The 21,915-nt window shown below is 67.7% G+C and carries 18 protein-coding genes and 2 pseudogenes; 7 read left to right on the top strand and 13 right to left on the bottom strand.

Annotated elements, in window-relative coordinates; translation table 11 throughout:
* Positions 1-42: 42 nt before the first annotated feature.
* From OG734_RS27340 to OG734_RS27330, 3 genes are all read right to left on the bottom strand, one after another.
* Positions 43-615 (bottom strand): hypothetical protein, encoded by a 573-nt coding sequence (locus tag OG734_RS27340; RefSeq protein ID WP_330290135.1) that lies wholly within the window; start codon positions 613-615, stop codon positions 43-45.
* Positions 596-2,116, bottom strand: a complete 1,521-nt coding sequence (locus OG734_RS27335) for a hypothetical protein (RefSeq protein WP_330290134.1) — start codon at positions 2,114-2,116, stop codon at positions 596-598. The genes OG734_RS27340 and OG734_RS27335 overlap by 20 nt, the downstream gene beginning before the upstream one ends.
* Positions 2,117-2,473: 357 nt before the next feature.
* Complete coding sequence (locus OG734_RS27330) at positions 2,474-2,746, bottom strand: DUF4224 domain-containing protein (RefSeq protein WP_330290133.1); 273 nt, start codon at positions 2,744-2,746, stop codon at positions 2,474-2,476.
* Between the two features lie 505 nt (positions 2,747-3,251).
* On the opposite strand from OG734_RS27330, the pseudogene OG734_RS48040 reads away from it, so the two are divergent.
* The 4 genes and pseudogenes from OG734_RS48040 to OG734_RS27315 all read left to right on the top strand — a co-directional run.
* Positions 3,252-3,377: pseudogene (locus OG734_RS48040) on the top strand (acyltransferase family protein); the annotation flags it as partial.
* A 197-nt stretch (positions 3,378-3,574) separates the two neighbouring features.
* A protein-coding gene (locus tag OG734_RS27325; protein ID WP_330290132.1) for an IS5 family transposase occupies positions 3,575-4,383 on the top strand; the annotation gives its coding sequence in 2 pieces (ribosomal slippage) (positions 3,575-3,914 and positions 3,914-4,383; 810 coding nt in all).
* Positions 4,384-4,525: 142 nt separating this feature from the next.
* Positions 4,526-4,708, top strand: a complete 183-nt coding sequence (locus tag OG734_RS27320; protein WP_330290131.1) for a hypothetical protein — start codon at positions 4,526-4,528, stop codon at positions 4,706-4,708.
* Between the two features lie 74 nt (positions 4,709-4,782).
* Entirely contained in the window at positions 4,783-5,118 is a 336-nt protein-coding gene (locus OG734_RS27315; RefSeq protein ID WP_330285397.1) for an ankyrin repeat domain-containing protein, read from the top strand.
* On the opposite strand, the gene OG734_RS27310 is transcribed toward OG734_RS27315, so the two are convergent.
* The 5 genes from OG734_RS27310 to OG734_RS27290 all read right to left on the bottom strand — a co-directional run bounded on the left by OG734_RS27310 (position 5,090) and on the right by OG734_RS27290 (position 8,180).
* Positions 5,090-5,889 (bottom strand): IS5 family transposase gene (locus tag OG734_RS27310; protein WP_199820873.1). Its coding sequence is split into 2 segments (ribosomal slippage): positions 5,090-5,550 and positions 5,550-5,889, totalling 801 coding nucleotides; the frame shifts between segments, so codons are not numbered across the junction. The two genes, OG734_RS27315 and OG734_RS27310, sit on opposite strands and share 29 nt — an antisense overlap.
* Positions 5,890-5,937: 48 nt before the next feature.
* Entirely contained in the window at positions 5,938-6,192 is a 255-nt protein-coding gene (locus tag OG734_RS27305; RefSeq protein WP_330290130.1) for a hypothetical protein, read from the bottom strand.
* A 556-nt stretch (positions 6,193-6,748) separates the two neighbouring features.
* Positions 6,749-7,252 carry a hypothetical protein gene (locus OG734_RS27300; protein ID WP_330290129.1) on the bottom strand — a complete coding sequence of 168 codons (504 nt, stop codon included), beginning with the start codon at positions 7,250-7,252 and terminating at the stop codon, positions 6,749-6,751.
* Positions 7,253-7,383: 131 nt separating this feature from the next.
* The gene (locus OG734_RS27295; RefSeq protein WP_443064916.1) at positions 7,384-7,668 is read right to left on the bottom strand and encodes a hypothetical protein; all 285 of its coding nucleotides are present in this window, start codon (positions 7,666-7,668) and stop codon (positions 7,384-7,386) included.
* A 65-nt stretch (positions 7,669-7,733) separates the two neighbouring features.
* A complete protein-coding gene (locus tag OG734_RS27290; RefSeq protein ID WP_330290128.1) occupies positions 7,734-8,180 on the bottom strand; it encodes a hypothetical protein in 447 nt (148 codons plus the stop codon).
* Between the two features lie 208 nt (positions 8,181-8,388).
* Between OG734_RS27290 and OG734_RS27285 the strand changes: the two are divergent.
* Positions 8,389-9,084 (top strand): annotated as a pseudogene (locus OG734_RS27285) (tyrosine-type recombinase/integrase); the annotation flags it as partial.
* A 529-nt stretch (positions 9,085-9,613) separates the two neighbouring features.
* On the opposite strand, the gene OG734_RS27280 reads toward OG734_RS27285, so the two are convergent.
* The 4 genes from OG734_RS27280 to OG734_RS27265 are packed head-to-tail and all read right to left on the bottom strand — an operon-like array spanning position 9,614 to position 16,233.
* A complete protein-coding gene (locus tag OG734_RS27280; RefSeq protein ID WP_330290127.1) occupies positions 9,614-9,793 on the bottom strand; it encodes a hypothetical protein in 180 nt (59 codons plus the stop codon).
* A complete protein-coding gene (locus OG734_RS27275) occupies positions 9,768-10,793 on the bottom strand; it encodes a tetratricopeptide repeat protein (protein ID WP_330290126.1) in 1,026 nt (341 codons plus the stop codon). Before OG734_RS27275 ends, OG734_RS27280 begins: the two co-directional genes overlap by 26 nt.
* Positions 10,790-15,325, bottom strand: a complete 4,536-nt coding sequence (locus OG734_RS27270) for an AAA family ATPase (protein ID WP_330290125.1) — start codon at positions 15,323-15,325, stop codon at positions 10,790-10,792. The genes OG734_RS27275 and OG734_RS27270 overlap by 4 nt, the downstream gene beginning before the upstream one ends.
* Positions 15,322-16,233, bottom strand: a complete 912-nt coding sequence (locus OG734_RS27265; RefSeq protein WP_330290124.1) for a hypothetical protein — start codon at positions 16,231-16,233, stop codon at positions 15,322-15,324. The genes OG734_RS27270 and OG734_RS27265 overlap by 4 nt, the downstream gene beginning before the upstream one ends.
* Positions 16,234-16,518: 285 nt before the next feature.
* On the opposite strand from OG734_RS27265, the gene OG734_RS27260 reads away from it, so the two are divergent.
* Complete coding sequence (locus OG734_RS27260) at positions 16,519-17,037, top strand: Pycsar system effector family protein (protein ID WP_330290123.1); 519 nt, start codon at positions 16,519-16,521, stop codon at positions 17,035-17,037.
* 17 nt (positions 17,038-17,054) lie between these two features.
* Here the strand turns inward: OG734_RS27260 and OG734_RS27255 are convergent, their stop codons facing one another.
* Positions 17,055-17,759, bottom strand: a complete 705-nt coding sequence (locus OG734_RS27255; RefSeq protein WP_330290122.1) for a Crp/Fnr family transcriptional regulator — start codon at positions 17,757-17,759, stop codon at positions 17,055-17,057.
* A 376-nt stretch (positions 17,760-18,135) separates the two neighbouring features.
* Here OG734_RS27255 and OG734_RS27250 point away from each other — a divergent pair, with 376 nt between their 5' ends.
* Positions 18,136-21,435: an AfsR/SARP family transcriptional regulator gene (locus OG734_RS27250; RefSeq protein ID WP_330290121.1), complete on the top strand. Its 3,300-nt coding sequence runs from the start codon at positions 18,136-18,138 to the stop codon at positions 21,433-21,435.
* The last annotated feature ends 480 nt before the right edge of the window (positions 21,436-21,915 follow it).

Below are 21,915 nucleotides of genomic sequence, written 5' to 3'. Positions count from 1 at the left end.
GGTGGGTCATGAGATGGGAGGCGGCCGTGCCGTCATGCTCGCTCAGGCCATGTCGAGGCCGAACTTGCACGTCAGGGTCTGGTGGTAGGTGTGCCCTGCCTGGGTGTAGTCCGTCTGGCAGCCTGTGAAGGGCTTGGTGATCTTCCCGGTGACCTTGATCCGTGCAACCGCGTACTTGTCGCTGAGCACCGATGGCCCAATGGTGTAAGGGTGCCCGGCATAGTTCGTGTACTTGTCGAGATCCACATCGCCGGCGGTGGGATGCGCGGTCTCCTGGTAGCCCAGCCGGTAACCGGGCGTGTCCTTCACGGAGTAGACGGAGTAACCGAGGACCTTGGCCCCCGCCGGGATGTTGAGGAGCTTGATCCCGGTGACGGAGACGGGCTGCTTGGACGTATTCCTCGTGAGGGGGAAGGCCATGCGGTAGACGTCACCGACCTTGACGTCCGAGAAACCGAGGGCACCGGTTGTTCCCGGCCCCTCCGCTTGCAGCGCCGTCCCCGGGGTGACCCCGCCGCCAGTAGTCGTCCCTGCGCAGCCTGCCGTGAGAGCCAGCAGGGCCGTGACGGTGAGCGCCCGGCTGCGACCGCGCCGACTAGTACGAGTAGATGACACCGGGGTGCCCCGAAATCTTGCCCTTGGCGCCCCAGATGTCATGCTCTTCGCCTCCCGACCCTGCGGTGATCTTCTGGAAGTGCGAGGCACCGTACTCCGTGTCGAGGCTGATCGACACCCCGAACACCTTGGCGGCAGTGCCATAAGTGACCGAGTCACCAGAGGTGATGGTCACGTACTGCTTCTTGCCGAGGACCGCACGATAGGCGGGATTCGATTTCCGGTATGCATCCAGGCCGTCCTTGGAACTGACATCGGCGCCGTACCTCGCCACGGCGCCCCCGGCCGGGATTTCGTAGCCCACTGGAACTATGGAGTACGAATGTGTGGTCTTGCCCTCGGGGCAGGCGTACTGGTGGTCGACGTCCTGGTATTTGACGGGAATCTGGAAGCGCTTGGCCCAGCGGGGCCCCTGGTTCGCGAAGCCGACCGAGTGGCCGGTGGTGTTCTTGCGGGAGATCTTTGAGGTGATGGACCAGTTTTTCCCGTCGACGCTGGTCGCGACCCCCCAGGTGCTGGACAGGGTGTTGTTGTACTCGAAGGCGGCGGTGGTGTCGTAGTAGGCGTGAGCCTCGCCGATGGTGGTGTAGTAGTCATGCTGCTTGATCACGTGCTTGCTGGGTATGCACCCTCCGCCGAGCTTCGGCTTCACGGCGCTGTAGTCGACTCCGTCGACCACGTCCGGTGAGAAGCCGGTGGTGGACGCGCCGTCCGCCGACTGCCAGGTGTTCCCCGACGTGGTGGGAGAGCTATCCGTGTCGTTCGCGCTGTCCGCGTTGTCTGTGGTGTCCGCGCCGTCGACCAGTGTCGAGTCTGCGGGCGTCACCAGCGTCCCGTCCACGTCGGGGTGGATCGCCACGGTGTCCGACGTCTCGGCGCGAGCAGCGACCGACCCCTCCGTGGTCGCGGAACCAGTGGCCATTCCGGCATCCACGTAGTCGGTACCGGTCAGCAGCGTGCCATCCGCGGCTTGGCCGTAGAAGGACGCCTCCAGGGAGAGCACGCCTCCGTTGTTGTCCGCATAGGTCTGCAGCGTGCTCGGCAGGGTCGAGGGCAGCGTGAACGACCAGCTGCCGTCCGAGGCCGTGGTCGCCGTACCCACCGTCGTCGGCGTGATCGTGCTGCCGTCCGCCGGCACCTCGTCCACCGGCGTCAGGGTCACAGTCGCACCGGCCAGCGGTGAACCGTTGCCCAGGGTGAAGACTCCCTTGACCGTCGGCGCTCCGGACACCGCGGTCAGGGTGCTCGGGCTGGGCGCGGCGGTGATCGTCGGACCGCTGCTGGGAAGGGCCGCGGAATCCGTCGGCTTGACGTCGGTCGCCGTCGGCGTCGGCGAGGGCGTGGGGCTACTGGTGCCCGTGGAGCCGCAGCCAGGCGTGTCCAGTGCCGCCGTGCAGGCGGCGTGGGCCGGTGCCGAGATCGCCAAGCCCATGACGGCCGAGGCTGCGACAACACTGAGTGCAGTGGCCAGAGTCAGCCGTCTGCCAGATATTTCGGTCATGAATAAATTCCCCGATTCCCCGATTCCCCGATTTCCCCCTGGAGTTCCCCGTATTTTCCGGGTCCCCGATGGGGCAAGTGAAGCCTCACGAAGCGCGGCTGCGAAATGCGGCGGGGCATGATCGATCGCCTTTGATGCGTTCCTCCGCCTTGCGCCGCGCTGGTCAGGTTCTTTGCGGCTTGACTGGAAACTAACGCGGTAAAACTTAAAGGGTCAACGAGCTTGGGGATCGTTTTGCCATAGAGATCAACTCGCTTTGCCGGTGAGCTCAAATTGTGCTCAAGTCCTGCGGAAATCCCCGGATCCCGCCGCGGTCTCAGGCGCTCTACGCGTCTCGTGACAACTACCGGCCGTCGATCAGCCGCTCGGCGAGGTACGGGGAGAACGTTCCGGCCGGGGTCGTAGGGCCCACGCCACACATGCCGTCCGAGTCACCCGGGACCAGCCGCTCGCCGTACGGTCGAACAGCACCGCACGGACCTTGTCGGCGAGCCACTGCGCCTGGTCGGCCCGCTCCCCCACGCCGGTCACCTGGTGCGTCCGGGCGGCGTCCGCATGCCAGTCGGCGAACGAGGGGCCGAAGAACTGCCCCAGTCCCCAGTGCGTCCCCGGGAGCCGCGTGACGCTCACACTGAAGGCCCTCCGCGATCTTCCACGGAAGGCCTTCAGCGCCAAGGAAAAGCAAAAGCCCCAGGTCACGGCGAGTGAGAATCCTGGGGCTTCGCAGAGCCGCCTTCGGGATTCGAACCCGAGACCTACGCATACGAGACCGTGAGGGATCGTGTTGTGTGGTGTTCCGCCGTGCCACGTGGTGACGTTGTGCCTGATCAGAGCACGTGCAACAGGTTGACCCGTGCCACCCGATGCTGCACCGTCCAAAGGCGTCCGGCCACCGACTGGCCACCGAGTCGGGCACCTAGGTGGCAAGGAACCGGATCACCGGAGTTGTCGGCCCTCCACAGACACCTCTTGCGGGCGGTCGTCCTCGTCCAGCGAACCGCTCCGGAGGAAGCCTCTCCAGCGCAGCCAGTGCCGACCAACCTGGTGGGTTGATCCCTCGACCGGTCGGCCGCGACTGGCTGTGTCTGGGACCGTGGGCGCACACGCTCATGCCTGCCCCGTACGCGCCGTTGATGGTGTCGGACTGGCATTTCGCCGCCGACGGATACCGCGGTAGTTGATCAGGCTGGGAAGGATCAGCTACTCGGTTTACTTGGTGCACCCGATGTTGCTGGCGGTGACTGACTGCAGCACAACCGGCAGTAACGGCTCGATCCGTACCCACAGCCCATCCGGCACGATTTACGGCGACTGCTGACCCTTCCTCATGTACCGGTCAGCAACCCCACAACTACCCACACTCCAGGGCCACTTTGTTGGGAGTTCTTACTGATGGTTTCAGAATGAAATGTGTTGTGGGGCTTGGCAGTTGGGTGTCGTGTCGGCAGGATCTGTTGGGTGCCTGCTGATCTTGTGCCTGATGACTTGTGGGAACGTGTGGCGCCGCTGTTGCCGGCTCGTGCGCCCAGGCGGCAGCGGTATCCCGGGCGGTTGCGCGTGGATGACCGGGCTGCGTTGCGTGGCATCGTCTACGTGCTGTGCAAGGGCGTGAGCTGGCGGGACGTTCCGGCGGAACAGGTCGGCTGCAGCGGGGTGACGGCCTGGCGGCGTCTGCGGGACTGGACCGAAGCCGGCGTCTGGCCGCAGCTGCACGAGGTGCTGCTGGCGGAGCTGCGGGCAGCGGGTCTGCTGGACATGGACCACGCCGCGATTGACGGCTCGCACGTCCGGGCACTCAAAGGGGGGCTGACACCGGACCTTCGCCGGTCGACCGGGCCCGGCCCGGCAGCAAGCACCACCTGATCGTCGACCGGCATGGCACCCCTCTGGCCGTCTCGCTGACCGGCGGGAATCGTCACGATGTCACTCAGCTCATGCCGCTGCTGGACGCCATCCCGCCCATCCGCGGCCTGCGCGGCCGGCCACGCAGTCGCCCCCGACGGCTGTTCGCCGACCGCGGCTACGACTACGACAAGTACCGCCGCCTCATCCGGGCCCGTGGCATCACCCCGAAGATCGCCCGCCGCGGCACCCCGCACGGCTCCGGACTCGGCAAGACCCACTGGGTCGTCGAGCGCACCTTCGCCTGGCTCCACCAATTCAAGCGACTCCGCATCCGCTACGAGATACGCGCCGACCTCCACCTCGGCCTGCTCCAACTCGCCTGCAGCATCATCTGCTTGCGACGACTCCGAACCTCATTCTGAAACGATCAGTTAGCCTTCAGCTATCCCACCCTGATTGGCGGATCCGTCGCAGGGGAACTGGGCAGCCTGCGCACCGTTGACAGTGTCGGCAGATGATCGTCGGCGTCCCCGACTCGGTGATCTCCTCAAAGCACTGCGCAGTGTGTCCTCGACGGCGTACGACTCGCGCAGGAACTCCGGGTTCCAGGCGTCCTCGACCACCACCGGCTGCCTCGACCACCAGGCCGCCCCGCTGCTGCGGAGCACCTTCTCCGACGAGATCGGCTGCGAACTGTTCCCCGTGACCGCCGAACTGTCCCGGCTCGCAGGCTTTGTTGCTGCTTAGACGTCATCTCAATTGGTGGATGACTGTGTAGATAGTCGCTGGCAGACGTGCTGTGGTGGCGGTTGAATGCCTTGGTGAGCGACTACTGGACACCCGCGCATCACGCGGTCGAGCACGAGGATGCCGAGACCCTGGCCCGGTTGCTGGCCCACGGTACCGATCCTGATGAGGCCTTCAGCAACATGACGCTGCTGACGCACGCGATCGACGCCGAGGGCGACGGCTCCCTGCAGAGCGGCCAACCGTTGACCGTGCACACCACTGCCGTGCTGCTGGCCTTCGGGGCTGACCCGGAGCTCGCCGATCCAGACGGTCGCACCCCCATGGACATCGCCAAGCACTACGGCCACGACCTGGCGGTGAAACTGCTGCGGACCCACATCAGCGGCCGAGCCGCCGGTAACAGATGAGGGTGCAGGCGATGCTCGTGAAAGCGAGGAAATGCTCGGCCTTGCGCTCATAACGACGGTGGAGACGGCGGCAGCCGGCGAGCCAGGACATGGTGCGTTCGATCGTCCAACGGTGACGTCCCAACCGCTGGGAGCTCTCAACTCCCTTGCGGGCGATACGGTGCCGGATGCCTCGGCTGCTTAACCATCGCCGCAGGTGGGCATAGTCGTAGCCCTTGTCGGCATGAAGCTTGTCGGGCTTGCGACGTCGGGGTCCCCGGCGGGAGCGGACCGGCGGTATGCCCTTCACGAGCGGGATCAGGGCCTGGCTGTCATGGACGTTGGCACCCGATATTCCCACGGACAGGGGCAGACCGGTCCGCTCCGTGATCAAGTGGATCTTTGAGCCGTACTTGCCCCGGTCGACAGGATTCGGACCTGTCAGGTCCCCCTTTTCAGGGCGCGCATGTTCACTGAGTCGATCGCACACCGAGACCAGTCCAGGTCACCGCGGGAGCCGAGTTCGTCAAGGACAAGGCGGTGGAGCTTCGCCCAGACCCTGGCCTTCGTCCACTCGGTGAAGCGGCGGTGAGCCGTCGCGCCGGACGGCCCGAAGGACGCGGCCGGCAACTGCTGCCAGGTGCAACCGGACGTTGCCACGAACACGATGGCAGCCAGCACTTCACGGTCACCGTGCCGCCGCCGACCACCGCCCTGAGGCCGTGAGGGCGCCTCCGGAACCACCCGCTGAAACAGCGCCCACAACTCGTCCGGCACCAGCCGCTCAACGATCCCCACCACAGCCAAGAGCCTAACAAGCCAGCCAAATGAGATGGCTTCTTAAGCCTGGCGCCACATGTCGGACAGACGCACGCCATGGAGTGTGCGCAAACGCCGCAACTCCCAGCGGGCCAGAAGCACCAGAGACACCGGGCCGGTCAGGCCGAGCAACAGGCGCATCGGCATCGAGACCTTGTCGTACATGGGGTCCCCGAGCGACGGCAGGACAATGGCCAGGACGGTGAAGAAGGGCACTACCGCCGGCAGGGCGTCGTTGATGTCGGCGGCACGCCCTCCGTTGAGGACGAGCAGCAAGCTTCCGTATCCGCCGAAAGAAACAGCCACAGCCCGCAGACGGCGGTACCGGGCGAGGCCGGCGGCCAGTGGGAGAGGCCGGTCTGCATACAGACAATGAAAGCGGTGAGTGTGAGGACGAACGCGAGGAGCGGGCCACGCCACCGGGCAGCCGCAGCCTGCTTGCGGCCCCTGGGTGACAACGCGATCACAAACCATGCCACGTAGAAGTTCAGCTGGACGGCACTGAAGCCGTAGGCGAAGCTCTGGCCGAACTGGCCGGGTATCTCCCGCAGAGGCATCAAGCCGAGGACCCACCACGCGCCGACGGTCAGTACCAGCCCCAGTACCAGCCGCCAGAGCCGGACCCTCCCGATCACAGGGTCCACGACCCGGCCCTGACGGGTCGGTGTACACAACCGGTGTGCGGCGATCACCGGCACCAGCCAACCCAGCCACCACAGAGCCCCACGCCGTGCCCGGGGAACCGTACGGAATATGGGTGGCGGAGCCTGGAGGGGCGGTCTTCCCGCCGCCGGCCCCGCACTCGGTTCCCCCGTGATCGGATACCCCACCGCTACCGCCCCCCGCTCTCGTAGCGGAAGGCCCCTTGGCCGAGACCCGGTACCTGCACCACCGGGCTTCCGGCCTCCTTCGGCGCCGAGGACAGCACGTACTTGTACTGCTTGACCGCGGTGGCCACGTCCCTCCATGCGGTGCAGTAGACGGTGGAACGGCCATCCGCCTTCGTCCCGGCCGTCCGGAAGCCCTGCAGGCAGGCGGCGCCGCTGCCCATCGCCGGATCGGAGCCGCGGCTGGTCTGCTGCCCCTTCGGCGGACCGTCCGTCGGCGCGACGGCGGCAGTCAGCGGGCCGAAGTCGACTTTCGGGCAGAGGTCCGTCAGCGGACGGTAGTCGCCCGGCCCGTTCGTCGGTGCGGCAGCCGCCGTTGGCGTGCCTCCGACGTCGGCTGCCGCCTTCCCGTCCCCGCTGCTGCACCCGGCCGGTGAGCCATGGACGAGCACCGCGCCCGTACCCCATCTCGCCGCACGAATGCCTTTGCCTGTTTGGGACAACCCCATGTTCTCTCCCCTCAGTGGCCGCCCGTCTACGGCCAACGGCGTCACGACCGTCGCAAAGCGCAGTCCCGAATCCATCGGGGAAAGTACGTAATCCTCTACGTAGAGAATGGGACGGGAACCGCCGGGTTGCCTCAGCCGACGACGATCAGCGCCACCAGCAAGGGCCTGCCGTGCGTCAACGTCAGGTGCACCCCGTTCCCGCCGGCCAGGTCGCCGGGCCGCTGGTCACAGCGCAGCACCGCCAGCACGATGGCGGCGATCTTCCCAGCGGGCAGGGCCCGCCACCGTGAGCCGATCTTCTTCAGGTGGCCGCGTATCAGGTCGGCGAGGTAGTTCAGTGTGGTGCTCGACAGCGGTAGGCGGGCGGTGTAGACAAGGCCGTCAGGGCCCTCGGTAAGACCGTTGTTTTTCTTCACACCAAACTCAACTGCCGCCGGGGGAGCGCCAGTTACGGGCTCTGACCGCCATGGCGTCCACGCGGTCACGAGCGGGCGGTGAACCGTCCGTCGGGCCGTTTGTGCAGCCAGCCGCGGTCGGCGAGTTTGGTCATCTTCGCCCGCAAAGGTTCCAGCTTGCCGCGCACCGAGGTGTTCAGGCCCAGCCGCTCGCCGACCGCCCTGACCTGCACCGGGCCGTCGGCCTCCCGCACGATCGCCAGGATCCTGCGGTAGTCGCCGGGCAGCGCCCCCTCGTCGGCCGCGTCGCTGCGGTGCGGGATGAGCAGGACCGCCCGCCCGGCCACCTTCGCCGGTACCGGAGCGACAGCACCAGCGTCGGCCTGAACCTGCTCGGCCAGGCGGTTCAACACCCGCTCCGCGATCGCCAGTTCATCCCGCTCGGCCTGGACCTCCTGAAGCTGCTTGGCCAACTGCTCGGCGAGGGCGTCCAGTTCGCTCCGACGAGCGGTGATCCACTGCCGCTCCTGCATCCCCGCAGCCTCTCACGGTCTCGTGGCGTACCGACCTGCTGACGGATCGTAGGCGGAGGCCGGTCGCGGGCGCAGCCGAACCGGCACTCAGCCGGAACCGGACTCGCCCGATGATCTACACCATGGTCATCGGCCACCGACCAGCGCGAGTGCCCGAGTCGTCACTCACACCAGACCCGTGACCTGCGAATTCACGATGCACACCACTCAGTGGCAGCTTCAGCGCCTCACATGGCGCCACGGATGCAAGGACGCTCAGATCTGCGGCGAACGCCTCCACCGGTTCGAGCCGTGCCCGGCGGATTGCCGGACGCACAAGAACTACAAGCGGGGTTGCCCCAAGCCGTGCCCGAAGGACTGCCGGAAGCACGCCACCGCATGTCCCGAGCGCAAGGGCGGCGGCCTGGTCTTCACGCGCCCGAAGACCAAAAAGAGCACGAACCCCGTACCGATCCCGCCGCCGTTCATCCCCTACCTGTACTCACACAAGGAGCAGCAAGAGGAGATGCGGACCGCCGCCGGCGACGAGTGGCAGGAGTTCGACGCGCTCTTCACGCGGCCGGACGGCCGTCCCCTCGACCCCCGCGCCGACTGGGAAGAGTTCAAGGAACTACTTGAGGAGGCAGGCATCACCGACCGTCGCCTGTACGACGGGAGCCGCCACACCGCCGGCACGATCCTGAACGAACTCGGGGTGGACATGCCCACGATCATGGAGATTCTCCGGCATACCCAGATCAGCCAGACCAAGCGGTACGTGAAGGGCCGATCCCACCTGTCCAAGGACGCGATGCGCCGTATGGGAGATCACTTCATGCCGCAGCCTGAACCCTCAATTGAGACCACAATTGAGACCACGGACAGCAAGGCGGCTCGCGCCATGCGCCGCCGCCGCGTCCGATAAAAGCAAAAGCCCCAGGTCACGGCGAGTGAGAATCCTGGGGCTTCGCAGAGCCGCCTTCGGGATTCGAACCCGAGACCTACGCACTACGAGACCATGAGCGTTCGTGTTGCATGGTGCTTCGTCACGCTGTCCGGTGACGTTTCGCCTGATCAGAGCACGTACAACAGGTTGACCAGTGCCATCCCGTGATGCACCGTCCAAAGGCGTCTGTCCACCGACTGTCCACCGGTGGGGCTCTCACCTACCCGTCAGTGAGACTACCGCTGAGCTGCCAGCGATTCTGTCGACCGGTCGGAGAGACGAGCGAAGATCACTGTCGGACCTCTACAAGCTATCTGCCAGTGGATTCCTCCACGGAAGCCTTCCTGATCCGCGTCAGAGGGTCGCGATTCAGCCGCCGCCGACAGGAGGCCCCGGCGAGCCTGCCGATCGTCCGGCTCCTACTGATGCCTGCATCAGCTACTCCAGGGGGCACACTGAAGGTCGTCTTCTGACGCTGAGCACACCTGGGTGACCGGGTGCGCCTCGTCTACCGCTCGGCGCCGATGGCGCATCTGATGGCGGCCCGGTCGACGACGATGGGGCTGTGGGTGGCGTACATGATCTGAGTGCCTCCTTCGGGCGCGGAGGCTGCCAACTCCTGCCACGATTTCGCGAATCGCTGCGGCGGATGCTGGAAGCGCTCATGTTCCTCGATGACGAGGCGCAAGGGCCCCGTGCCCTCCTTCGGGCGTCGACGATCCGTACTTCGGTCTTCCGCCGTGGACTTCTTCGGCTTCCTCGTAACGTCCGAGTGCCCGGAGGTTCTTCACGAGACGCGAGTGCGTGTGTTTGGTGCCCGAGTGGTCCTTTCCGCCCACGCGCTCGAATCTCGGCAGCAAGCCGGCGTTGACGGCGCGTGCCGTCTCGTAGTCCCCAAGCGTGTGAAGGGTTATGGCGATGCTCGCCTCCGCATTCAGCGTCAGTAGGGAGTTCTCGCCTGACGCACGTCTCCGCCGCTGGTGGATGTCCTGGTACAGGGTCAGCGCGGTCCGGTGCCGCTCCAGTCCGAAGAGGGTGCCCGCGAGGTTCTCGGTGGCCAGGATCGTCGTCTCGTGGTCCTCTCCGAGTTGCTGCTCACAACGCCGTACGGTGTCCTCGTTGAGAAGGAACGCCGCACCGTATTCGCCGAGTTGGGTGAGGCATGCCCCCAGGTTGCAGGCCGCGCGGAGAGTGGCGGGATCGTCGTCTCCGAACTGGCTCGCCTGCTGCTGGTGGACCCGCTCGAACAGCGGCCGAGCCCGTTTCGGCTCCCCTTGTGCGTACAGACACGCGGCGAGCCGCGACGTGGCATTGAGTGTGTCGGCGTGCACCTCCCCGAGCTGTGCCTGCCAGTCGCTGTGGACGAGCTCCGCGAGGAGGACGCCTGTCTTCGCTTTTTCGGACTCGTAGAGGTAGTAGAGGACACGGATCAGCAGGGCACGGAAGTGCTCCGACTCGCCGCTCGCAACGCCGGCTTCCCGCAGGTAGCCGAGGAGCGTCTGTACGTCCGCCGTGATCAGGGCGTACGAGTTCCAGGTGCGCGGATCGTGCGGGTCGAGGACAGGCATCGCCGTGAGCCGGTCCCGGACCGCGCGGCACACCTCGTCCAGTCCGGCCGGATGGCGGCGGAACAGCCCCATGACGTCTGTATGGGCCTGCGCCACCGCGGAGTCGACGGGATGCGTCATGATGCCTGCCTCCTGTCCGCCGGACCGGCGGCTACGAGTTGTGCGAGCCGGACGCCGTCCACTACATCGGGCGCCAGGCCTTCGGGAGAGGTGCAGGCGAGCCCGCGTGCGATGGCCGAGCCGAGGGTGGCCGCCGCGCCGGTGCCCAGTGCGTCGAGCACGGTGTCCGGCGCGTGTTCCAGCAGCCACATCGCGGAGGACCAGTCACTCGAAGCGTTCTCGTAGAACTTGCGGAGGGCGACCGCCGGGGACCGCTCCAACAGGACCGGGAACAGACGGACCACGACATGCCTGCGGATCCACTCATAGAACGGATAGCGGGGGTCGCAGCGGTCGGCTTCGCCCAGGAGGCCGACAGGATCCACCAGGTCACCGAGGACGGGCGACACCGCCAGGGCGACCAGTGCCTCCACACCGATCGCGGAACCGTCACCGGCTTTCGCGATGACCTCCGCGGCGAGCTCGCGAAGCCTCTGCTGGTTCTCCGGCCTGACTTCTGCGGCGAACGCGAGCAGTTCCGCTGCCGCGGGCAGCTTACCGTCGTCGAGCAGCTTCCGCAGGCGTTCGATGAACGAAGGGCTGAGGGGGGCGCCGGGCGCGGGCCTCACGAGGTCCACGGCGGCGGCGTAGACCGGGTTTTCGAAGCGGACCTTCGGCGTGCGGATCCGGTGTCCTGGCACCTCACGGGCGATCCGGTACTCGTGGTACGCGCATGCTGCCGCCATGATCTCGGCCAGATCGCGCCGGCCCAGGTCGTGCTGGAGGCTGAGATTCTCCGGATGGACCTGCGTGAACGACTCATGGGGGCTCCTCCCGTCGATCACGTCCCCGGCGTACGCCTCCGAAACCCACACAGCCTGGGAGAAGTGATGTGCGAAGGACAGGTAGGTCTGCCCCTCAATCGCATCCATGTCGTCCGTACGGCAGCCCAGAGCACGCACGGCGAGCTCGAACCGGACACGGTGGTCGGGACGCGCGTACGCCCACGCCTCCTGCTCCGCGACGTGTGCGTCGGGAACCGTCCACCGGTGGCGGGGCAATTCGCCGAGCGCCCGATCGACCTCCTTGGAGAACACGTCCGCCTCGGGCCAGTGATAGGAGTAACTGCTGACGGGACCGTGCGCGGCCCGGTGCAGTTCCGCGAAACCGATGGCCCGCTCCCCGGGGTCGGCGAGGGAACGTACGACGGCGCCCGCCACGGAGCGGTCCCGGTGCGCCAGCCCCTCCGCCAACCGCCGCACCGCTCTGGCGGTGTTGCCGCTCGAGTAGAGCTCGACCGCGCGGACGACGTCGGCAGGATCGCGAAAGAAGTGATCTCGCACGCGAGCGCCCCAGGCATGACTCAGATTGAAAACGGCCATGAAACCGCCGGTATTCATCCGTTCCCAGTCGTTCCTTGCCGGAGGCTCACTCGACGCCGGCAACGGACTCGCGAAGCTCGCACCGACACCGTCGCCGCCACGAAGCGGTGCGGGCTCCTCCCCGAGCTTCAGCAGTTCCTCCAGCATCTCGGCGGCCTGTCGGGGCTCGCCTCGGGTGACGCGGAGGTGGGCGATGCCCGCGAGGACCGAGTACCGGTCGTTTCCGAAGACCTCCCGGGCCGGGCCCGCGGTCGCGGCCATGGCCCTGTCCCGGTCGTACCAGTCGTCCCTCCAAGTGGTTCGGGCTATACCCCGGGCCATCTGTTCCGCCCGGTCGACGTCGTACTCGGCCATGGTCTTCAGCACGTGAATCAGTGCGTCGTCGCGTTTCCCACTGCGCATTGAGTGCGCCTTCGCATCGGCAGGCGGCTCGGGGAGGGCGGCGTGGATCCGTTCCACGAGCCGCAGTTCCTCCGCCCGGTTCGACTGCCCGAGGGCCTTCATCACATCGAGTCGATCCCAGGCGGCGGCCCGCAGGAAGCCGTGGGCCTGCGCGAGGTATCTGTCGGCGAGAGTCCGCGCGCGCTCGGGCCGCTCCCAGCGGGTCCAGAGCCGCATACCGTCGAGGAGTGAGCGTCCCGGCCCCGTCGCGACCGTGTCCAAACGGGCCAGCAGAAAGCGCGCCGTGGTCCTGTCCACGTCGGCCAGGACACCTGCCGCCTCGGCCAGACAGTCGTCGAGTCGCTTCTCGAACAGTCGGTCTTCGGTTTTCCTCTCCTCGCCGGCCGCGAACACTTGCGCGCGCACCTCGGCGAGCAGCCGCCGACCGGTGTCCGGATCGTGTGCCGCCCACCGGGAGGCCAGCCTCGCCAGCGCCAGGACAAGGGTCACCGGATCCACGGTCTCCAGGGCGGACTCGGCCGCGCGCAGCAGCTCGGGGACCCTTCCGGGATCGGCGCGCTCGGCCAGGTCCAGGTAGTCGGACCAGCGCCCCTTGCTGATCCCGTCGATGAGGGCACGGGCCTTGTCCAGGTCTGGTTCGGCGACCACGGCGGCGCGGTACACGGCGTCCGGCGCCTTCTCGGTGCCGGATCCTCGCGACGCCCCCTCCCCATCGGTACCGGATCCTCGCGATCGCACCTCCTGTCCGTGCTGCCACAGCCGCAGCGCGCGTTCGAGATCGTGCGGTGCCACCAGTCGCGCGGCCGCCTCGGCCGCGGTCCGCGCGTCCCGGGTGCCGTAGAAGCCGCCGCTTTTCGGGATCGTCAGCGCGGACTCGACCAGGAGGTCCAACAGGTCGTCGGGCGAGGGGTCGCCGGGTTTGGGGCGTGCGTAATGCAGGATCTCCGCGAAGGCCGTGAACTGCCACAGCGACGGCTTGTTCCCGGCCGCGTGCTCCAGGGCCTCCCTGAGGCGGCCCGTTCGGGTGAGCAGGCCGATCACCCGGGGCGGGAGCGCACCGCTGAACTGTGCGGCCTGGTGACGTACGACCGCGAGGTACGTCACCGCGGGCAGCCCGGTGGCGACAGGCGCGGTGTCCGCGACGTGGTGGGCGATGCTGTCGACGAGTTCGAGGAACCGGCCCTCGGCTCCGAACTCGACCCTGGCGGCTTTGCGCAGACCGGGGCAGACCAGGTCGACGGCCTCGTCGAAGCTGCCCGGCCCGGTCTTCAGGAGGTGGGCGGCGAGGTGGGCCAGGCCGTAGCGGTCCACCTGCGACCAGTCCACCGCTGCCCAGCTCGGCGCGGCGCCGCGGTAGTGCCGCACGATCCGTTCGTGCCACAGGGTCTCGTCGACCCAGCACTCCGGGTGCTTGTCATGGGCTTCCCGCCCGCCGAGGAACTCGCTGATCGAGGCGTGGAAGAAGGCGATCCGGTCGTTTCGGCGTTCCAGCAGCCAGCGCAGGCCATCGAGGAGCTTCCGGGCGGGATCCGCGCTCACGGGAGTACCGGACAGCGCGGTGAGCTGCTCCTCCGTCAGTGCCTCCCGCGCCACGGTCAGCACGCCGATGATCGGCCGGCCGACCCCTTCCCAGCCGGACGACGGACCGCCCCTGCCCCTCGGCCACGGGGTGAGTTCCTCGCGGACCAATTCCACGAAGAACCCGTACAGCCCGGGCAGATCGCCCGGTACGCCACTGAAGGCGAGCAGCCTGCCGACCATCTCGTCGTTCTGTTTCTCGGCGGCGTCGATCAGCGCCCGCGCGTAGGTGGCCAGAAACAGGAAGTTCCCGGCGGCCCTGTGGACGGCGTACCGCTTGGTGCTGCCCGGGAGACTGCCCCTGGTCCTCTCCGCGGCGATGACGGCTTCCGTCTCCAGGACACGGTTCGCGTATGTGTGGAGGTCGCCCACGACCTGGGGTGAACCGGCGTCGATGACCACGTCGGTGAGACGGTCCTCTCGGGCCGCGCGGAACAGCCGCAGCCCGGAGTGCGGTCGTGAGGTGATGACCACTTTGACGTTGGCGGGCAGTTCTGGAGAGCGCGCCAGCCAGCGCAGGAGCCCCTTCCTGGGCTCGGTCGTGTCGTCGTCGGCTATCTCGTCCAGCGCGTCGAGCAGGATGACGATCCTGGCCTCGGGATCCTGCGCGGCCAGCACCTGCGCGGGCCCGATCAGTGCCAGGTGCGCCAGGTTGTCCGGGTCCAGCAGCCGGGGCTCCAGGTTCGCGGTGCCGATCTCGACGGCGCTGGCCCTGCCCGCCACGTTGCGCATCCGCTGCTCGACTTCCAGGGTGGCGGTGCGGTGGAACGGCGACACCGTGAGGTCGTCGATCTTGATGCCGACCACGCGGCCCTCGGCCGCGACCGAGTCGATGTGCTGCTTGATCACCACTTCGAGGTGTTCCAGGGCGAAGATCTCCGGGCGCACACGGGCGAGCTGGTGCCCGATGGCCAGCAGGAAGGACTGGACGTCCCCGCCGGTGAGCGCGATCCGGCTGTCCCGTCTGAAGAAGTACCGAAGCCGTTCGGGGTGTGCCCGCGCCAGACCGGCGAGCAGGCTGGTCTTGCCCGCTCCCGGCTCGCCCGTCACCAGGACGTACTGGCCCCGGTCGGAATCCAGAGCCCGCTCGATCTCGTCGTACAGCCACTCGCGCTCGACGAAGTCCGCCTCTGTCCGCGCTCGGACGACGTCCTCGAAGGCACGGCCCGCCCCGGCCGCTCGTGCGGTCACTTCTCGTCCCCGGTGGTACGGATGTCCGCCCCGACGAATGTCCCGTCCAGGCGATCGATCTTGGCGGTGCCCTTGATGGTGCCTTCGGGGCGGTCCGTGCGCACCAGGGTCGCGGTCCCCGCTACCTCCTTCGCCTCAACGTCGATCTGCACCAGGGGCCCGCCGCTCTCGTTCATGGGAACGGCGGGCCCCTCAGACGGCCGCGGCGCTTGTTCCGCGCCTCGACCCACTTCGCCGGTCCCGGGCCCTGCGGTGCCCGGCGCGGTCACCTGCCGGACCGGCTCGAGGTCCAACTGCCATACGTCGACGCCCGGGACCCAGATCGAGGCCCGCCCCCGGTATTCCTTCTCCTCAACCTGTACCTGACGGAACTGGTCCGCCGGAATGCTCGTGTACGCGGCCCCGACGACATCGTCGAAGACCGTCGCCGACACGGCGACGGCCAGGCAGGCATCCGGCGCCACGTCCAGAGCCCTGCGCAGGGCCGCGCAGTCGAGGATGCGTCCGGTCTCGACCGGGGCCCGCCCGACGAAACCGTTGGCGCCCAGCGAGGCCGGGCCGAAGTGGACGGCTGCCCTGAGCCTGAGCCGGGCTTGTGCTACCCGGTTCCCGTTGAAGGCTCGTAGTCCCGCGTCCAAAGCTCGCATGAACGTGTCGATCAGGTCGGGCTCGTAAGCCTTCTCGGGCAGGACGGCGAACACGGAGTCACCTCCTTGCTGGGTCACCCATCCCGCACGGTCCAGCCGGGACGTGGCCGCTGCTCTGCCCAGCAGCCGCATGATCCCCTCCTGGAACTCACGCTGCGTCACCGCATCGGCGCGGCCGTATCCCTTCGCGTCGACCGCCAGCAGCAGCCTGCGCTCGAACGCTCCGGCGCCGTTCGTTTCTTCCGTACCGTTCGCTGTCATGACACCTCTCGCTGCACGCACTTGAGGGGGCAGGCCCCGTTTTCACCCAAATCCTTTGCCAGCCAACCGATTTTGCTCCTCGACAGAATGGCGCCCGCTCCCCCCTCGTACGAGCGCCGGTCCTGCAGTCGTACACCCGCGCCTCGGTGTGAACCCTGTGGAAATACGGGATGCCGGGATCTGTGAACGCTCGCGAGGCTCCAGAACCCGCAGAAGTGACTGGTTCGGCCAGGGCTGTCATCCGTTACTGGATGCAGCGCACCCCCGCCGACGGAGGAGACGTCCATGACACCCAGCGTCCAGGCAACCGACAGCCGCTCCGCGCAGTACATGTTCACCGCGCTGCAGACGACCCACCAGCACGCGGACGCGAAGGCCGGCATCCTGGCGGCGGTGCAAGCAGGACTGGCCGGCACGGCAGGGGCATGGAGTCGTGGGGTCGTGCTCGTCTGCGAACAGGGAGGCGCGGCCGGGGCGTTCGCGGGGACGCTGCTAACCCTGTTCGTCTGCGGCCTGATCGGTGGCGCGGTGAGTCTGGCAGCAGCATTGAGTCCGCGGTTGCTGCGAGGTCGGGCCGCCAACCGGTACAGCTTCGTCCACCTTAAGTCGGGCCCCGACATCCTGCCCGCCGAAGACGCGCCCGCGGACGAGGCCGCGGATCGCAGGGAGTTGTCACACACCGTGCGGTTCCTCGCCCACGTCGCCGTTCTCAAGTACCGCTGGTTGACTGGAGCGGTGGCGTGCACGGCCGTCATGGGCGTCAGCGCGGGACTGAGCGTGGCCCTGCAGCCGATGCTGCGCTGACGTCGGTTCGGCTTCGGTCATTCGTCCGCCAGGTCCGCAAGCCGCCTCAGCCAGGGCAGGTTCCTGATGACGGTGGCCCGGTAGCCCGTCTCCACCAGGCACTCTTCTCGTAGTTCGCGCAGTACCTTGTGGATCGTCGTCTCCGCGGCGCCGATCAGCGTTGCAAGCTCCGGCTGCGTCAGTCGGATGTCGATCACCACCCCCTCGGCCCGGGGAGTTCCGTAGGACGCGGCGAGCTCCACCAACACCCGGGCCAGACGCACCTTCGCCGGATACCCCCGAAAGTCCAGACGCCTGCGGTTGGCCCAGCGCAGCCGATCGGCGACGACCGCGGTCAGGGCCATGGAGACCTCGGGGCGGCGCATGAGCAGTTCCCGCAGTGCACCGTCCTGCAACACCCGGGCGGTCAGCGGACCGCAAGCGGTGACCGTCGCCGAGCGCGGGGCGGACCCGTCCATGGCGGCCATCTCGCCTACCGTGTCGCCGCCGGCCCTGACGGCCAGGAGCGAGGTCTCACCGTTCTCCACGACCGCTGTGACCTTCGTGAGACCGGACGACAGCAGTAGTACGTGCCTGTCGTTCATCCCCTGCCGCATCAGCACGGCATCCGCATCGAACCGAACCCCGGTCCCCAGGTCGAGCAGTTCCCGCCGCGCCGGGGAAGACAGCCTCCCCAGCAGACTGCGCGCCGGCCATCCCTCGGCCTCCTTGGGCACCGTCACGTGCATCCACCATCCCTCCACGTTCAGGCATGGTCATCAAGGAGGGCCTCTCCGAAACAACCAGGGGGTCCCGTCACTGTGCCCCTGCAACCGAGGCTCCGAAACCCCGCCCGGACGTGATGCCGTATGTGTTCCTGCGGGCCTCCCGACCTGGCCCGCGGTGGTCCTTGCTTGCTTCTACCAGTAGCGAGATCGCCATGGCGACACCCGCACCCCGGCCGCCACCTCTGTGGCCAACGCGGTGGCCACCAACTCCACTTCGGTCACTCGGGCTCCTTTTGGTTGTGCGGGTTGTGCGATGTCGTGTCCATCACCCTGGTCGAGGGTGCTGCAATTCTGATGAAATTTCGATGACTCACGGGAACGGGGGCTTCACGTGGACGGCGGATCTCCTCAGCCGCTTCGATTAGAGGTGCTCGGGCCGTTACGGGCATGGCGGGGTGGAACACCCCTGGAGCTGGGTCCAGCCAAGCGGCAGGCGGTACTGGCCGCGCTTCTGCTGCGCCAAGGGGCCCTGGTGAGTCATGAGCGGCTGCTCGACGCGGTGTGGGGGACGGAGCCGCCCGCAGGCGGTCGCAAGGTGCTGCCGACTCACGTCAACTCGCTGCGCAGGGCGCTCGATCCGGCAGGCACCCAGCCCGCGGAGTCGGTGATCCGCAGCGGCAAGGGCTGGTATCGCTTCGTCGTCGAGGGGGTCCGGCTCGACACGGCGGAGCTGGACGTGCGGGGTGACGAGGCACTGCGCACCGTCGCGTCGGGCGATCTGGCCAGCGCGGCGGATCAGTTGTCCGCGGCCCTGGCGCTGTTCAGGGGCGAGCCCCTGGCCAACCTTCCGGGACCGTTCGCGCAGGAGGAGCGGCAGCGGCTGGAGGAGCGTCGGCGGACGCTCCGGCTGGAGCGGCTCAAGTGTCTGGTCCTGCTGGCCCGTTTCGGCGAGGCCCTCGGCGGGCTGGGCGGGCTCGCGGCGTTCGACCGCTACGACGAGGCGCTGACGGCCCTGCGCCTGCGGGCGCTGTACGGCTGCGGGCGTCAGGCGGAAGCGCTCAAAGCCTACGAGGACTTACGCGTGCGACTGCGTGACGAGCTCGGAGCCGATCCCGGTGAGGAACTGCGTCGGGTGCACGAAGCGGTGCTGCACCAGGACGACGCCTTTCTCCTGCGTCCGCCGGCTCCTTCGCCGCCCCGGCTCACCAAGCCGCGCGAGAGCGCCGTGCCAGCCGAACTCCCCCACGACGCCCCAGGCTTCGCCGGCCGCACCGACGAACTCGCCCGGCTCCACGCCCTGCTTCCGCCCACGCAGGAGCGGGGGGCTGCGAACACTGTGGTCATCTCCGCCATCGGTGGCGCCGCTGGCATCGGCAAGACCGCGCTGGCCGTGCACTGGGCACATCAGGTCCGCGACCTCTTCCCGGACGGCCAGCTCTACGTCAACCTCCACGGCTTCGACCACGACCGGGAGCCCCTCGAACCCGGCGAGGCCCTTGAACTGCTGCTGCGCAGCCTGGGGCTCGCGGCGTCGGAGATCCCCCCGCACCACGAGGCCCAGGGCCGCGTGTTCCGGACCCTGCTGGCCGGCCGGCGCATGCTCGTCCTGCTGGACAACGCGGCCTCAGCTGAGCAGGTACGTCCGCTACTGCCGTCCAGCCCGACCTGCGGTGTCGTCGTCACCAGCCGCAACCGGCTCGGCGACCTCGTCGCGCACGACGGTGCCCATGCCCTGTCACTGGACATCCTCCAGCCGGACGAGGCCCGCGCGCTGCTGAGCCGCACCCTCGGCGCGGACCGGGTGGCCGCCGACGAGCGCGCGGTCGGCGAACTGATCCGGCTGTGCGGCAGCCTTCCGCTCGCCCTGCGCGTGGCCGCCGCCAGACTGGCGGGCGACCCGGGCCTGCGGACGGCCGACCTCGTCGCGGAGATGGCCGAGGGCAACAGGCTTCAGGCGCTGGAGCCGGAGGGCGAGGCCAGCTCCCCCTTGCGGACGGCCTTTTCGGTGTCGTACCAGGTTCTGGCGCCCGGCGCTCGTCGGCTGTTCCGCCTGCTCGGTCTTTTCCCTGGAGCGGAGTTCACCGCCGAGGCCTCGTCTGCTCTCCTGGACACACCGCTGCCGCAGGCGCGCCGTCTGCTCGGTGCTCTGGCCGCGGCGCATCTGATCGAGTCCGCCACGGCGGGCCGGTACCGGTTCCACGATCTCCTCCGTGAGTACGCGCAGGAGCGGGCTCTGGTGGAAGAGGCGGCGACGGATCGTGAAGCAGCGCTGAAACGGCTCCTGATCTGGTATTTGAACGCCACCCGCGCCACCGCGGGAACCTGGCTCTTCCCGGAACTGCCCCGCGACCTCGGCCACGGCGGTCAACCGGGTCTGCCATCCCCCACCGAAGCCTCACAGTGGCTGGAGGCGGAACGGGCCAATCTGCTCGCCTTCATCAACCATGCCGCCCAACACGGTCCCCGCCTCGTCGCCTGGCACATGGTCAACGCGCTGTTCGGCTACTTCTGGCTTCAGCTACCGCGCGCAGCGTGGCAGGCCATCGCGCTGACGTCGCTCGAGGCGGCCACGGCCGAATGCGACCTGTTCGGCCAGGCAGCCATGCACTTCAGCCTCGGACTGATCCAGTCAGACCGAGGGGATCCCAGCCAAGCCCTGGAGCATCACTCCCGCGTATTGGACATAAGCCGGGAGCTCGGTTGGGCGACGGGCGAGGCAGCGGCTCTCGGCGGCACAGGCCAGGCGGAGTGGTACATGGCGCGTCTCGACAGCGCGCACGAGCATGTCACCGCCGGTATGCGGATCGCCCGTGAAGCCGGAAATCCCTACTTTGAAACATTGGGGTTGGTTGTCATCGGTCTGACCTGCCGGGATCTGGGCCGGCTGAACGAGGCTGCCGAGCAGCTCGAGTTGGCCGTCATCCGAAACAAGCAGATCAGCTGGTGGGACGACAGCCTGGCTTTGCAGAATCTGGGCTGGGTGTACTGGGAGCTCGGCCGTCTGACTGACGGTCTTGGCGTCCTCGTACCCCGGGTGACCGCCGGCGAGGGGGACGGGAACCGTACCGCCCGCGCCACGGTGCTCGACGCAGTAGCCAAGATCAATATCGCACTCGGCCGACACGACGAGGCGCTGGAACAGGCCGAGCACGCCTTTGCCATGGCCAAGGACAAAGGACGGCGCTGGATTCAGGCCAGCATTCTCAACACGGTGGCCACTGCCCACCGAGAACTGGCACATTTCGACCGATCGATTCGGCTCGGCACGCAGTCGCTCGCCTTAGCCCGCGAGTCGAGATACAGACGCCCCGAGGCGGACAGCCTCGTGGGCCTCTCCCTTACCCTCAAGGAGATGGGCCGTAACTCCGAGGCCCGTGCCCACGCCGAGCGGGCCCTAGCAGTAGCACGCGACCACTCCTTCCGCGTGGTGGAGGGCCAGGCCCTGACGGTGCTGTCCGAAACAGCGGACTCCGAGGAAGCACACGTCACAGCCGTCAGGCTCGGCCAGGAGGCCCTGGCGGTACACCGCGAGACCGGCCACCGCCCCGGCGAGGCCCGCACCCTCTTGGCACTCGCCCGTGCTCACCGGAAGACCGACGGTGCTGCCGCTGAGCTGATGAGGCAGCAGGCATGGGACATTTTCTCGGACATCGGGGTGCCTGCGAAGGAGTACAAGGATCCCGCCCGGTGACGTTCCGGCGGCCGTACCCGTCAGGCCCGTTCCCGCCGTGTGCTCCGGCCCGTAGCGGTAGGTGCGGAAGACCGCATTCTGGGCCCCTCGGGAGGATTCCAGGCCCACGCCGGTGCCCCCCGACCTCATCCCCGGCGGCCACTGCGTGCACTCACGGCCAACCATCACCAGGACCCGAGCCGAACGTGAGAATTGTCCGGACCGGACAGTCCCGACGACGCTTCTCGTCCAATCGGAGACTGGTGGATCTCACCCATCACCCCAGGAGCAGCAAGGGTGCCTGATGGAGTGTCACGCACGCCTGTCCACCGTTTGTCCACCGGGACCTCTTGCGTCAGCATGATCCATCACCTAAGAGCAAGGAAAGGAACAGGTCAGAGCGTTAGATCGTCGATCTCGTCACAGAAACCGAACCTCCGACCTACGCATTACGATGCACAGATCACAGGTGCCCGATTTGCCACAGTTCCAAGGTCAATG

The organism is Streptomyces sp. NBC_00576 (assembly GCF_036345175.1).
GTDB lineage: Bacteria > Actinomycetota > Actinomycetes > Streptomycetales > Streptomycetaceae > Streptomyces.
The sequence above is the reverse complement of the archived record's forward strand: the minus strand, read 5'-3'. Positions and strand labels throughout refer to the sequence as shown.